14 protein-coding genes, 1 tRNA gene and 2 riboswitches are annotated in these 13527 nt (G+C 46.7%); of the genes, 8 read left to right on the top strand and 7 right to left on the bottom strand.

What is annotated here, in order from left to right; translation table 11 throughout:
- Position 1 precedes the first annotated feature (1 nt).
- Genes BM415_RS01545 through BM415_RS01560 form a run of 4 tightly spaced genes read right to left on the bottom strand, consistent with a single transcriptional unit; the run spans position 2 to position 3191 of the window.
- Positions 2-700 (bottom strand): urease accessory protein UreF, encoded by a 699-nt coding sequence (locus BM415_RS01545; RefSeq protein WP_170862336.1) that lies wholly within the window; start codon positions 698-700, stop codon positions 2-4.
- A 33-nt stretch (positions 701-733) separates the two neighbouring features.
- Positions 734-2452, bottom strand: coding sequence for an urease subunit alpha (gene ureC / locus BM415_RS01550; RefSeq protein WP_091153852.1), 1719 nt, complete (start codon positions 2450-2452; stop codon positions 734-736).
- On the bottom strand, positions 2449-2838 hold the full coding sequence (locus tag BM415_RS01555) for an urease subunit beta (RefSeq protein ID WP_091153854.1): 390 nt from the start codon (positions 2836-2838) through the stop codon (positions 2449-2451). The genes ureC and BM415_RS01555 overlap by 4 nt, the downstream gene beginning before the upstream one ends.
- A gap of 50 nt (positions 2839-2888) precedes the next feature.
- Positions 2889-3191: an urease subunit gamma gene (locus BM415_RS01560; RefSeq protein WP_047912301.1), complete on the bottom strand. Its 303-nt coding sequence runs from the start codon at positions 3189-3191 to the stop codon at positions 2889-2891.
- Between the two features lie 405 nt (positions 3192-3596).
- Here BM415_RS01560 and urtA point away from each other — a divergent pair, with 405 nt between their 5' ends.
- Genes urtA through urtE form a run of 5 tightly spaced genes read left to right on the top strand, consistent with a single transcriptional unit; the run spans position 3597 to position 8359 of the window.
- Entirely contained in the window at positions 3597-4859 is a 1263-nt protein-coding gene (urtA, locus tag BM415_RS01565) for an urea ABC transporter substrate-binding protein (protein ID WP_244533111.1), read from the top strand.
- A 41-nt stretch (positions 4860-4900) separates the two neighbouring features.
- Positions 4901-5806 carry an urea ABC transporter permease subunit UrtB gene (gene urtB, locus BM415_RS01570; RefSeq protein ID WP_091153856.1) on the top strand — a complete coding sequence of 302 codons (906 nt, stop codon included), beginning with the start codon at positions 4901-4903 and terminating at the stop codon, positions 5804-5806.
- Positions 5807-5819: 13 nt separating this feature from the next.
- Entirely contained in the window at positions 5820-6914 is a 1095-nt protein-coding gene (gene urtC, locus BM415_RS01575; protein WP_091153858.1) for an urea ABC transporter permease subunit UrtC, read from the top strand.
- A complete protein-coding gene (gene urtD, locus BM415_RS01580) occupies positions 6874-7677 on the top strand; it encodes an urea ABC transporter ATP-binding protein UrtD (RefSeq protein ID WP_091153861.1) in 804 nt (267 codons plus the stop codon). The genes urtC and urtD overlap by 41 nt, the downstream gene beginning before the upstream one ends.
- Entirely contained in the window at positions 7664-8359 is a 696-nt protein-coding gene (gene urtE / locus BM415_RS01585) for an urea ABC transporter ATP-binding subunit UrtE (protein WP_091153863.1), read from the top strand. The genes urtD and urtE overlap by 14 nt, the downstream gene beginning before the upstream one ends.
- A 114-nt stretch (positions 8360-8473) precedes the next feature.
- On the opposite strand, the gene BM415_RS01590 is transcribed toward urtE, so the two are convergent.
- Both BM415_RS01590 and BM415_RS01595 read right to left on the bottom strand, forming a co-directional pair.
- Positions 8474-9100 carry a nitrogen regulation protein NR(II) gene (locus tag BM415_RS01590; protein WP_091153866.1) on the bottom strand — a complete coding sequence of 209 codons (627 nt, stop codon included), beginning with the start codon at positions 9098-9100 and terminating at the stop codon, positions 8474-8476.
- A 276-nt stretch (positions 9101-9376) separates the two neighbouring features.
- Entirely contained in the window at positions 9377-10075 is a 699-nt protein-coding gene (locus BM415_RS01595) for an urease accessory protein UreF (RefSeq protein ID WP_091153868.1), read from the bottom strand.
- A 317-nt stretch (positions 10076-10392) separates the two neighbouring features.
- Between BM415_RS01595 and BM415_RS01600 the strand changes: the two genes are divergently transcribed.
- A tRNA-Leu gene (locus BM415_RS01600) sits at positions 10393-10475 on the top strand.
- Positions 10476-10653: 178 nt separating this feature from the next.
- Here the strand turns inward: BM415_RS01600 and BM415_RS01605 are convergent.
- Positions 10654-11133 carry a glutathione peroxidase gene (locus BM415_RS01605; protein WP_091158982.1) on the bottom strand — a complete coding sequence of 160 codons (480 nt, stop codon included), beginning with the start codon at positions 11131-11133 and terminating at the stop codon, positions 10654-10656.
- 377 nt (positions 11134-11510) lie between these two features.
- Positions 11511-11736: riboswitch (cyclic di-AMP (ydaO/yuaA leader) on the top strand.
- A 139-nt stretch (positions 11737-11875) separates the two neighbouring features.
- Positions 11876-12035, top strand: a riboswitch (cyclic di-AMP (ydaO/yuaA leader).
- A gap of 142 nt (positions 12036-12177) precedes the next feature.
- On the opposite strand from BM415_RS01605, the gene BM415_RS01610 reads away from it, so the two are divergent.
- Positions 12178-12591 (top strand): hypothetical protein, encoded by a 414-nt coding sequence (locus BM415_RS01610; RefSeq protein WP_091153870.1) that lies wholly within the window; start codon positions 12178-12180, stop codon positions 12589-12591.
- 194 nt (positions 12592-12785) lie between these two features.
- Positions 12786-13457 carry an HAD family hydrolase gene (locus BM415_RS01615; RefSeq protein WP_091153873.1) on the top strand — a complete coding sequence of 224 codons (672 nt, stop codon included), beginning with the start codon at positions 12786-12788 and terminating at the stop codon, positions 13455-13457.
- The last annotated feature ends 70 nt before the right edge of the window (positions 13458-13527 follow it).

Here is a 13527-nt window from a genome sequence, read left to right on the forward strand (position 1 = left end):
ATTAAGACATAAACAATCTGGCCGGCAGTGTTTCGTGCCTCATGGCGTAAATTTCTTGAGCAAAACTATAGCTGCTCATCCCCATAGGGTCGGTATCTTTGACTGCGTTCCAGGCTGCTTCGATATCAAGAATGAGCTCCTGGATCAATCTCTGCGCTTCAGTCTGGCCTATCGGCATAAGCCGTAACGCACTGTTTACATATGCTGTGACAGCGGTATACAAATGCCCGGTTACTGCTTCATCCAAACCAATCTCCAGTCGAAAGGCGATATAGGCATGCACTGTCGGCAGACAACATAGAGCACCATGGTCCCGAACGGAGATATCGAGCAAATCAAGCTCTAGATCGGGGTATATGCTTCGTGCCAGCTTCATCAGACGCTTTCCCATTTTGTGTGAGCTCTCTCGCAGCTCTCTTGGAGAGCGCTGGGCAAAGAGACGTTTGTCATAGAGGGCGATTCCTACAGGGTTGTTATTCGCTGCTGCCTCGTACACGCCCTTCATGGCAAGCCCGTCTAATCGGGTGAGACTCCCGGTCAGCTGGCTGCGAATGAATGAAGCGAGTTCTTCGCTTGTCCGGATTACCCCTTCGGCGGTATAGGTTTCGAGTCCCGAAGAATGGGAGAAGCCTCCTATGGGAAGTGCCGAATCCAGCAGCTGTGCGTATCTTAGTAATTTAATCGTAGAGCTGGTCTGCAATATGTCACCACTTCCTTAAGTCTGATGAGCTGATCAGAACATAAAATATCGCTGTGTCATCGGAAGACTCTCCGCAGGCTCGCAAGTAAGCGGCTCTCCGTCTGCTTTGACTTCATATGTTTCGGGATCAACTTCTATGACCGGCGTGACATTATTGTGGATCATGTCCTTCTTGGTCACGCTTCGGCAGCCTTTAACTGCCTCAATACGTTTAGTCAAGCCAAGCTGTTCACCTATGCCTGCTTCTTTAGCTGCTCGGGAGACGAAGGTGATCGAGCCTTTTTGCAGCGCTTTACCGAACGAACCGAACATAGGGCGGTTAAACACGGGCTGCGGTGTCGGTATGGAGGCGTTCGGATCACCCATCTGTGCCTGGGTTATAATGCCGCCCTTCAGCACCATCTCTGGCTTGACTCCAAAATACGCAGGGCTCCATAGCACAAGATCTGCCCATTTGCCGACTTCAACTGATCCGACAATATGACTGATGCCGTGAGCTATTGCAGGATTAATTGTATACTTGGCAACATAACGTTTAATCCGGTCGTTGTCCGATGGTGAATTCTCGCTGATCGAGAGCTTGCCGCGCTGCTTCTTCATCTTGTCGGCGGTTTGCCAGGTACGAATAATGACTTCGCCTACCCGTCCCATAGCCTGAGAATCCGAGCTGATGATACTAAATACGCCGAGGTCGTGAAGAATATCTTCAGCCGCAATGGTCTCTGGACGAATCCGTGAATCAGCAAAAGCAACGTCCTCAGGTATGGATGGATCAAGATGATGGCACACCATCAGCATGTCCAGATGTTCTTCAATCGTATTACGAGTATAAGGTCTGGTCGGATTGGTGGAGGATGGGATAACGTAGTTCTCTCCGGCAGCACGAATGATATCAGGCGCATGTCCGCCGCCCGCTCCCTCTGTATGATATGTATGGATGGTCCGGCCGTTAATTGCGGCAAGCGTGCTCTCCAAGAATCCAGTCTCATTGAGTGTATCCGTATGAATTGCGACCTGTACGTCTTGCTGCTCGGCTGCAGTCAGACAAGCGTCGATCGCAGCGGGTGTTGTGCCCCAGTCTTCATGCAGCTTCAGTCCGATGGCACCTGCCTTGATCTGTTCGATGAGCGGTTCCGTTGTGGAGCTGTTGCCTTTGCCAAGGAACCCGAGATTCATTGGGAATCCTTCCGCAGACTGCAGCATCGTATGAATATGCCACTCGCCTGGAGTGCAGGTTGTGGCTTTGGTGCCTGTAGCAGGTCCGGTTCCACCGCCGATCATCGTCGTAATACCCGAATTGATGGCGGTACGTATCTGCTGTGGTGCGATAAAGTGAATATGTGTGTCTATTCCTCCAGCAGTTATGATATGCCCTTCGCCGGCGATAATTTCCGTTGCTGCGCCAATAACGAGAGCAGGATCGACACCGTCCATCGTATCCGGGTTTCCGGATTTCCCAATGCCGCAAATAAACCCATCTCGAATACCGATATCCGCCTTTACAATACCCCAATGGTCTATGATGACGACGTTTGTAATAACAGTATCCGGTGTTCCTTGGCTTCGCAGTGCAGAAGCCGATTGGCCCATGCCATCGCGAATCACCTTGCCTCCGCCAAACTTGCTCTCATCACCATATACGGCATAATCCTTCTCGATTTCTGCCCACAGTTCCGTATCTGCGAGTCTGATGGCATCACCTGTTGTCGGACCGAACATGGATGCGTATTGCTCACGAGTCATCTTTTTCATGATGGGTCACCTTCGTTATTCGCTGCAGGAGCACCGAACCTTTCAATAAATGTCTTAAGCTTGACTTCATCAGCAGGCTGATCGAGCGATCCGTTGGTCAGATTGTTGAATCCCTGAATTCGACGTTTCCCGCCAAATGTAGTAAGATCGACCGGCTTCTCCTCACCAGGTTCAAAACGTACGGCGGTTCCTGCTGGAATATGCAGCCTGCGTCCGTAGGCACTCTTACGATCGAAATCAAGCTGGGCATTCACCTCGTAAAAATGGACATGTGATCCGATCTGCACTGGCCGGTCTCCCCGGTTGATCACGGTGAGCTGAATCGTGTCACGATCAGGATGACAGATGATGTCGTCCTTCTTTAACCTGTATTCTCCTGGGATCAAGATGAATTCCTGCCTTTCTATGAGTGTATTCCGTTACTAGTGGGTAAGAGTCAGCGAATCGGCTCATGAATGGTTACAAGCTTCGTCCCGTCAGGAAATGTAGCTTCCACCTGTACCTCCGGAATCATATCCGGAACGCCCTCCATGCAGTCTTCTTTCGTTAATACCGTCCCTCCATAACGCATCAGCTCTGCTACAGTCATGCCGTCGCGAGCTCGTTCCAGCACTTCAGAGGTCAGGATGGCGATGGCTTCGGGTACATTTAATTTGAGTCCGCGTGCCTTGCGCTCCCTGGCCAAGTTGGCAGCTACGGTAACAAGCAGTTTGTCTTTTTCTTCCTCAGTCCAGTGCACATGAATCCAACCTTTCTGCCCTGCATTCTATTTCTAGATTTTTCAAGTTTTGATATCTAACATCATAATACAACGGATGGCTTGAACAAAAGTGTTCATTTTGTCCGTTGTGCAATTAGACAATTCAGACTGCTAGTGAGGATCGAAACTAGCTGCCGTTGCTAGAAAAGATAGAATTGAAATAGATCATTTTATGTTAAATATACTCACACAGATAAGAATGCTTTGTCAATGATAATCATATCATTTTGTGAAGATGCATGATCGCGTTAGGCGAAAAATAAAATTATGTAAGGAATATTGACACAACAAAATCGATGCACCTATAATGTGATCACCAAACATTGTTGGAAAAAATTATGAGAATGTTCGGTCTGAAGGAAAAAACAAAGGGGAGTGGAGTCAATGTTAAAGAAAAAGTTCGGCAAATGGTTTCCTGTCATGATGGCTGGTGTTCTGATGCTGTCTGGATGCGTATCCGGTGGAGAAACAGCTACACAGCAAACAACCGGTACGAATGGAACGGAAACGGCAGCTGCTTCAGAAGGGGATACGATTAAAGTTGGCGTGCTGCATTCTCTTAGCGGGACGATGTCCATCAGTGAGGTATCGGTTAAGGATGCGGAGATGCTGGCGATCGAGGAAATTAATGCAGCCGGCGGCGTGCTTGGCAAACAGATCGAACCTGTCATAGAGGATGGCGCGTCTGACCCGGCGATCTTTGCTGAGAAGGCAGGTAAGCTGCTCCAGCAGGATAAAGTGGCGGCTGTGTTCGGAGGATGGACTTCCGCGAGTCGTAAAGCGATGCTGCCTGTCGTTGAATCTAACAATGGACTTCTCTTCTATCCTGTTCAATATGAAGGCTTGGAGGCTTCGCCTAACATCTTCTATACAGGCGCGACGACGAATCAGCAGATTGTACCCTCGGTCAGCTGGCTTCTGGAGAATCGGGGCAAGAAGTTCTTCCTGCTAGGCTCAGACTACGTTTTCCCTAAGACTGCGAACAAAATTATAACGGCTCAGCTTCAGGCTGAGGGCGGAGAGGTTGTAGGAGAAGAGTATACTCCATTAGGACATACGGACTACAGTACAATCATCAGCAAGATCAAAGCGGCTGATCCAGATGTCGTATACAACACACTGAATGGGGACAGCAACGTTGCCTTTTTTAAACAATTAAAGGATGCGGGCATCACCGCTGAGGATATGACGACTCTATCTGTCAGCGTAGCGGAAGAAGAGATTCGAGGCATTGGTGCTGATGTGCTGACGGGTCACCTTGCAGCATGGAATTATTATCAAACAACAGAAACGCCTGAGAATACAAAATTCACAGAAGCTTACAAAGCAAAATACGGTGAAGACCGCGTAACGGCAGATCCGATTGAAGCGGGCTATACGGCGGTCTATTTATGGAAAGCAGCGGTTGAGAAGGCAGGATCTACGGATGTGGAGAAAGTGAAAGAAGCGGCGAAAGGGATCGAGTTTGATGCGCCAAGCGGAAAAGTAACGATTGATGGCGACAATCAGCACATTTACAAAACGGTTCGAATCGGTGAAGTGCAGTCAGACGGACAATTCAAAGAGCTGTGGAATTCAGGCGAGCCTGTGAAGCCGGACCCATATCTTGAAACCTATGAATGGGGCAAATCACTTAGCGCTGAATAAACCGCTTATCTTCTATATTGAGGGAAGGAGGCAGAACTCGGATGGATATGTTTATACTTCAAGCCTTTAATGGACTTAGTGTAAGTTCGATACTGCTCTTGATTGCACTGGGTCTTGCTGTAACCTTTGGGCTCATGAACGTCATCAATATGGCGCATGGGGAAATGATCATGATTGGAGCTTATGCGACATTCGTCACGCAAACCCTGTTTATTTCCTACATGCCTGCTTCTTGGTTTAATACTTATTTTCTGGTGGCATTGCCGGTTTCTTTTCTGGTTGCTGCAGCTGTAGGGTGGCTGCTTGAAGTTCTGCTCATTCGCCATTTATACGGACGTCCCCTGGATAGCCTTCTGGCTACCTGGGGCGTCGGGATGATATTGCAGCAGCTGGCACGGACGATATTTGGTGCCCCGAATGTCGGGGTAACCAGTCCTTCGTGGCTGAGCGGGGGGTTCGCAGTGACTGATTCAATCGTTCTCCCATATACAAGATTGTTTATCATCCTGCTAGTCGTTGTGGTGCTGCTTCTAATGTATATCTATATCTATAAGACAGCTCAGGGGCGTCGTATGCGAGCGGTGATGCAAAACCGCAATATGGCGGGGTGTCTCGGGATTTCCACTAGACAGGTAGATGGACTTACCTTCGCCATAGGTTCTGGCATCGCGGGGATCGCGGGCTGCGCACTCACACTGCTCGGACCGATTGGCCCATCCCTTGGAACCTATTATATAGTGGATGCATTTATGGTTGTCGTTCTTGGCGGTGTTGGCAAGCTGGTAGGTACTGTTGCTGGTGCGCTTGGTATTGGAGTATTTAATACGTTGTTTGAAACGTACACAAGTGCATCGATTGGCAAGGTTCTGGTATTTGCTTGTATTGTTGCATTCTTGCAATGGAAACCGCGGGGACTCGTGGCGCTGCGCTCACGCAGTTTAGACTAGAGGAGGGATACCGATGCCGATTGTTAACAAACTTGGAGTTCGTGGACAGCGTATCGCCTGGGGGGTAGTCCTCATTCTAATGAGTCTTGCGCCGCTTGTCTCCACGGAGTTCCGACTAAGTCTGCTTGCGAAATTTTTGGCAGTGGCTATTTTGGCTGTAGGTCTGGATCTTATATGGGGGTATGGCGGCGTGCTCAGCTTGGGACATGGCGTTTTCTTCGGTCTCGGAGCTTACGCGATGGCGATGTATTTGAAGCTGCAAGCAAGCGGTGCTTCACTGCCTGATTTTATGGTATGGAGCAGTGTTGAGAAGCTTCCTTGGTTCTGGGAGCCCTTTCGATCCTTTCCGATTGCGATGCTGCTAGGGATTATACTGCCGGCACTGCTGGCATTTCTACTCGGTTTTTTCACTTTCAAAAATCGGATCGCCGGCGTGTACTTTACGATTCTGACGCAAGCGCTTGTCATGATTGTTGTTACCTTGTTTGTCGGCAAACAGGAGTGGACAGGTGGAACGAATGGTCTGACCGACTATACCCACATCTTCGGAATGCAGCTGCACCATCCAACCACCACAATTATGCTGTATTATGTAACACTGGTGGTCCTGGTTCTCGCCTATATCCTGTGCAGACGTATCGTTCGCAGCCGGTTTGGTCAGGTGCTTGAAGCGTCCAGGGACGGAGAGAATCGTGTACGATTTCTGGGTTATGATCCTGCTTGGTACAAAACATTGGCTTTTACCTTGTCAGGAGCGCTTGCCGGTCTTGCAGGAATGCTGTATGTGCTGCAAGTAGGTATTATCTCTCCATCTATGATGGGCATCGTTCCTTCTATTGAAATGGTGCTATGGGTAGCTCTTGGAGGCAGAGGCACTTTGATTGGTGCTGTAATTGGCGCTGTCATTCTGAATGCGGCGAAGACGGGGATCAGTGAAGCTTATCCAGAGGGCTGGCTGTTTGTTATGGGTGGTTTATTTGTAGCCATCGTCTTGTTTATGCCGCGTGGACTTGTCGGGGTGTATCATAATCTGTCCAGATGGTGGAGACGAAAGAGAGGTGCTCGAGATGCCAAGTCCGTTGTTGAAGCCGAGCAAGCCGCATCCTAAAGGGGAGTCAGTCCTGTCCGTTCAGGACATAACCGTGTCCTTTTCGGGATTTATCGCTGTGAACGGGATGAACCTTAACCTGAGGTCGAATGAGCTCCACTTTCTGATCGGCCCCAACGGGGCAGGCAAGACCACGATGCTTGATGTCATATGCGGCAAAACCAAGCCGGTGTCCGGCAAGGTGGTGCTTCCCGATGGAACGGACTTGACCCGTAAAAAAGAGCATCAGATCGCAAGGCTCGGGATCGGACGGAAATTTCAAGCGCCTTCCGTGTTCGGTGGTCTAACCGTCAAGGAGAATCTGGAGCTTGCTGATGATCAAAACAAAGGGGCGTTTCATTCTCTGCGAGGCCTTCGTGGTGGCGAAATGAGCCAGGCGATGGAAGAAGTGCTCGCCCAGATCGGTTTAACCGATCGGATCCTGGTGAGGGCAGGAGCGTTGTCCCATGGAGAAAAACAGTGGCTTGAAATCGGCATGCTGCTGCTCCAGGAACCTAATGTTCTGCTCCTGGATGAGCCGGTAGCTGGGATGACTGATGATGAAACACTGAAGACGGGTGAGCTGCTTCGCAGTATTGCCAAGAAACGCTCTGTTGTCGTTGTTGAGCATGATATGGAGTTTGTCAGACAATATGCAGAAAAGGTTACAGTGATGCATGAGGGCAAGCTGCTTACGGAAGGGACGATGCTTGAGGTTCAGCAGAACCCTGTTGTGGCCGAGGTCTATTTGGGCAAAAGGAGGAAGCAGGATGCTGTCACTTAAAAATATTGAATCTGGCTATGGCGAAAGCATGGTACTCCGCCGTGTCCATTTGGATATTGAGCCAGGGCAAGTCGTGTGCTTGATGGGCAGAAATGGTGTTGGTAAATCGACTCTGCTTCGTACGCTAATGGGTGTTCTCAAGTCGAGCCAAGGTGAAATACGCTGGGAAGGTACGGATATCTCGGATTGGAATTCAGCGAAGAGAGCTCGTGCGGGCATCGGGTATGTTCCTCAAGGTCGAGATATTTTTCCACAGTTGTCCGTGAAGGAGAACCTGATGCTGGGCCTTGAAACAGCTCCCCAGAGAAGCAAGGTATTCCCAGAGGATGTGCTTGCTATGTTCCCGGTGCTGCCTACGATGTATCAAAGACAAGGCGGAGATTTAAGTGGAGGGCAGCAGCAGCAGCTAGCCTTTGCCCGAGCGCTGGCTGCAAGACCTAAGCTGCTGCTGCTGGATGAACCGACAGAAGGAATTCAGCCGTCGATCGTAGATGACATTCGTGATGTCATTATTCGGATTAAGAATCAGAAGGATACAGCTATTCTACTCGTTGAGCAGAGTGAGGAGTTTGTGCGCAGTGTGGCAGATTATATCTATGTCATGGATAAAGGCAGTATTGCGATGCATGGCAAGCCTGAGGAACTTGATCTGGCAGCATTTGAGCACTATCTGACCGTCTAGATTTAAACTTAAAAAATACGGTATCTCAAGAAAACACTCACCCTGATTCGGATGGAATCCGTTCTAGGTGAGTGTTTTGACGCTACACGAGATTTGTAAACTGATGTTATTAGCTCAAAGGTGGGGATCTAAAATCCTTGCATATTGCGGATACAGCTTGCGAATGCATTCAGGGCATATATCATGCGTGAATTCGGCATGCGTATGCTTCTCTACAAAGCTCTCGACGGTATTCCATTCATCTTCTTCATCTCTAATGCGCTTACATACAGCGCAGATCGGCAGCATTCCTCGAAGAGTTCGTATTTGGGAAGAGGCATCCTGAAGATGGTCTTCAAGATGTTTCAAGTGTGTGATATCGATGTGTGTAACGATAAGTCCTCTAAAGTCATTTTGCAGGGAAGTTTCATAAAGAGATGCTTCTAGACGAAGCCAAATATAACTGTCATCACGTAATATCCTGACTTCGCATACGTAACCTGTCATGTGGTTATTTAATACTTCCTTGAGGTGATTAATGATGTTGTTCATGCTGTGGGGGCACGCCCCTGGAAATGACGCCATTATATTGAAGTAATTAGAGCCCAGCCAATTCTCACGGGTAAGACATTCATAACGGGACATTTTCTCAGGAAGAGTGTGATTGTACGAGCATATCGTTCCGAAAGCATCAATAATGACAGTGGTCGTCTTGAAATCTTCGGACGAGGTCTTTATAAATAAGGGTTCGGCTTCGGGCAATTGTAGTCTCTCCCTATACATATATTGATATTTTTAATGGAACTAAGGTGTTATGTTGATATTTGAGTCCTCTTCCAAAAAAAGTATGATCATATTATATACGTTATTACGTCATCTAACAATCATTAATCACTTACATACGTCGTTCTTTTTTGACAGTATAGGGTGGTATTATGACGAAAAAAAGCACGCTGGCAGAGGAGGGAGCCTGGCGTGCTTTTAAATATAGGGAGGGGCTTGGGAGGCCTGAAGAGGTGAGCTGGAGGGGAGTTAGGCTTAAGCTCTTGTATGTTCAATACCGGATTCGTGGAAGGGGAAGCCCGGTATGAGGGATTGCATTGACAGAATCGAGCTCTGGAAGGGCTGAAGACTTGCGCTTCTGGCTCTATTCCATTCTTCCTCGAGGTCACCGTCCAGTACGCTGGACAAGGCATTAATTTCACAGGCCTCAATATTTAATAGTCGTCTTGCGTGGATCAGGCATACATCCTTGGCGGCATGAAGATAACCGGAAGCTGCATCGTCAGCGGTAACCTCAAGCTGGCTATTGATCCAGGCGTGAACGACGGGGAGTGAGCCAACAGCATCATATCGATGGATAAGTTCTTCGAAATGCTCAAAGTCCATCCATGGATGCAGCGCTTTAGATAATTTGAGGAGGCGCTTTCCCATGGCTCTTGAAGATTCCCGTTTGTAAACGGGGGTTCGCTTGTTGTGAATGATCTTATCAATGAGGGCGATTCTCCACTCATCCTTCTGCTCCACCGCTGTGTAGATGGCTCTGATCGCCATGCCTTCCAACTGCACAAGACTTGGATGTAGCTCGCATCGCATGAATGTCTCCAGGTCGGTAGTCGTTTGAATCGTACCTTCCTCAATGTATGACTTGAGTCCGAAGGAATGAGAGAATCCTCCGACCTGCAGTGAGGAATCAAGCAGTTTTACATAATCTAGAAGCTTATTTCCTCTGTTCACCAGATTCGCCCCCTTATAGTGTTAAACGTGGTAACCATCTTGGTTGGAATTACGCGTTATGTATATGTCAACTTATTATATAATATCATTATGTTTGATATGTATTTTTACATAAAAATCCGATTTTTGTCAATAAAAAACTAAACATCAATGTGAAAAGAGGTGATAAACCTTAATTCATGTTAAATATAATAACATATACATGACTTATTATTCTCTTCGGAAAAACTACAGCATAATTCGAAATAAACCCTTTACTTATAGGTTGTAGTTGTGTATAATATATTTTGTTGGCACGAAAATGCTATACAAGATGCGCGGTCGTGGTGGAATGGCAGACACGCTATCTTGAGGGGGTAGTGGGTGTATACCCGTGGAGGTTCGAGTCCTCTCGACCGCATCATAACGAAAGAGCTTGAAGCAATTGCTTCAAGCTCTTTTTTGGTGTGCCCAGTATGGGCTTCAACACGATATGACATAGAAGGTGAACAAAAAGAAGAGAAGTCTCTACTGAGGCTTCTCTTGGGGGATGATGATTTAGTCGATCGATTGTACATATTAGGATTTATGCAGGAATTCTATTTTAACAGCTTGGCGATATCCGCTTCAATCTTGTCCGGTGTCGTTTGTGGGCTGTATCTTTTCACGATATTTCCGCTCTGATCAATAAGAAACTTGGTGAAATTCCACTTAATTGTTTTGGATCCAAGTATACCTGGTGCATTATTCTTCAAGTGCTTGAACAGCGGATGCGCCTCGTCACCATTCACTTTAATCTTCTCAAACATCGGGAAGCTTACGCCATAGTTCATTTGGCAGAACTCAGCGATTTCCTCATTTGAGCCGGGTTCTTGTTCGGCAAATTGGTTGCTGGGGAAACCGAGAATTTCAAAGGATTGATCATTGAATTTGTCATATAGCTCCTGAAGTCCTTTGTATTGAGGGGTTAATCCACATTTGCTTGCTGTATTTACGATCAAGAGTACTTTTCCTTTGTACTCCTCCATGCTTAATTTCTGACCCTTTAGTGTATTCACTTGATATTGATAAATCGACATGCCTTCATCCATCCCTTCCTAATTATTATGGAATATATAAATGATGCTTGTATAGCCGCTCTTATTCAATCTCTATATATATTGATAACAATTTAATTTTAAGCAATATATGAAGAAAGTCAAACATGGCTTAGAAAATGAATGAATATATTGTTGATGCCCAACTTGGTTATTTGAATTAAGCGAGAAATCGAGATAAACTTAGAACAGATTAGCTAAATGCACAGTGGTGAATGTTTTATTCTTATTCTATCCCAAAACAGCCCTAGATCGTCAAAATGAACCACTTCAGGAGCTTTACATCGATTTTCTACGGGTGTATGATTCATATCGTAAATCTTGAGCAAATGAAAACCTTATATTAGAGTAGTTTCTCATTGCTATGATAGCTTAATTTCTGCCTAATCTGGCGGAGAGCGGGGGAACCAAAGTTAGCAGAGTGCTTGATTCGGTGTGAGAGCCGAATGAAACACGCTTGCATGGGGTGAATTCTGAACCGAGGATTCATGTGGGAATCTCCATATGGAATCATCAGGAACAGATAGGACGACTCTCACCGTCCGAATCCGACAGCTAACCTCGTAAGCTGTACAGAGCTAAACTAAAGATGTGGAAGATACGCAAGGTTCTTCCTTCACTTCTTTACAGTGATTATTCTTTAGTTATCTTCTGTACGAACGTTTGAGAGAGGAATGATAAATCTTGTGAGCGATCAGCCACAGGGGTTTAGTCCTCTGTGGTTTTTGTTTGTGCGCTGAATTTTTGTCGATAGCAAAAAGCGGGGGACCCAGATGTGGATGCTTCAGATCCATGGGGTGAATTTCATGGCTCTTGCCATGAATAGGGCAATCTCTCTTGTCCGAATCCGACAGCTAACCTCGTAAGCGTAAAAAAGGGAGAGGCAGCAAGCCGCGTAGCATCTTTATAACAGGTCATGTTTTGCCATGTTCTGATATAAAGGTGGGAGAGCACCGGGCATGCCTTTGATCTGTCGGTGTTCTTTTTTTTGTTGTCTTTTTCTAAAACAGGGAGGATATTATTGTGATGAGTGATGAAGTTATTTTAGTTACGGCGCCGAATGAAGCCGCCAGAAATTTTATTCGATTATTAATGTACAAGAAGCTCTCTTTTGCTGTCCTGACAAATAGTGCGCAGGAAGAGAAGCAGGTCAAACGACTTGGAGTAGAGCACATTATACGTATGGATACTGCGTTTGCAAGTAAATGGCTGCTGCCTAATGCAACGGTAGGGCGTATTTTTATTTTTGAGAACAGCTTGAATCTGACCTGTCGGTTCTTGCAAATATGCAGACCATGGACACGTAAACCGATTACGATTATTACACAGCTGAATCATCCTCGCGGAGTATACCGCGGTATGGGTGCAGACCACGTTATTTTTACAATCAAGGGCGAAGTTGGATTCTTGCTAAATGGCGAACGGGCTGCCGTTAATTAATTGATCTGTACGTACACAGCAATAGAAGCAGGAGACTGCAGCTTGCAGCTAGTGTAGGTGCTTACGATACAGTTTGCGTAATTAGATATAGGGTTGATATACTGGAGTTAAAGAAAACATAGCATGTGAGACTCGTGATATAACCATGGGTCTCTTTTTCTATATTTACAGATGGAAAGGTTGAGAATGGCAATATGGGGAAATTTGATCATGTGAAATGGCTCTTTTTTGATATAGGAGATACACTCGTAAATGAATGGGTTCCCGTTGATCACATTATCGGTCAATTTGTAAAGGAAGCAAATGGACTTGGGTATAACATCACGATGGAGGACGTTCGCAGTAAATTTATTCAGAGCTATTCGAATTATATAGCTTCTCCCATGCAATACGCGATTTCAGAGCTCGTGCCTTCCGAGGAAGACAGAGAGTATATCAAGTCAAGGCTCAAGTTTCAAAAGGAGCTGGAAGAGCCGTATGCTGAAGCTAGGGCCGTTCTCAAACAGCTGGGTGAGCGCTACAGGATCGGTATCATTGCCAATCAAAGTCCGGGTACGGAAGAGCGGATGGTGAAATATGGACTCCGTTCTTATGTGGATGTTATCGCTTGCTCGGCCGAACAGGGATTGTCCAAACCGGATATGCGCTTATATCAGTATGCTTTGAAAACAGCTGGAGCAGAGCCCAATGAATCCATCATGATTGGTGATCGAATTGACAATGACATTATCCCAGCCAAGTCACTTGGGATGCTTACAATTCGAATTATGCAGGGTTACGGCCGCTATCAGCCTTCCACTGATGATAAGGATACGCCGGACTTTACTGTAAATGATCTAAGCGCACTGACTGCACTGCTTCTATGAGCTATGAATCATAATACCGAGATTCTCTAAGCAGTGGATTTTGCAATATCCTCAGTCTAATAAGCTGTAG

It is taken from the genome of Paenibacillus sp. 453mf (assembly GCF_900116105.1).
GTDB classification, from domain to species: domain Bacteria; phylum Bacillota; class Bacilli; order Paenibacillales; family Paenibacillaceae; genus Paenibacillus; species Paenibacillus provencensis.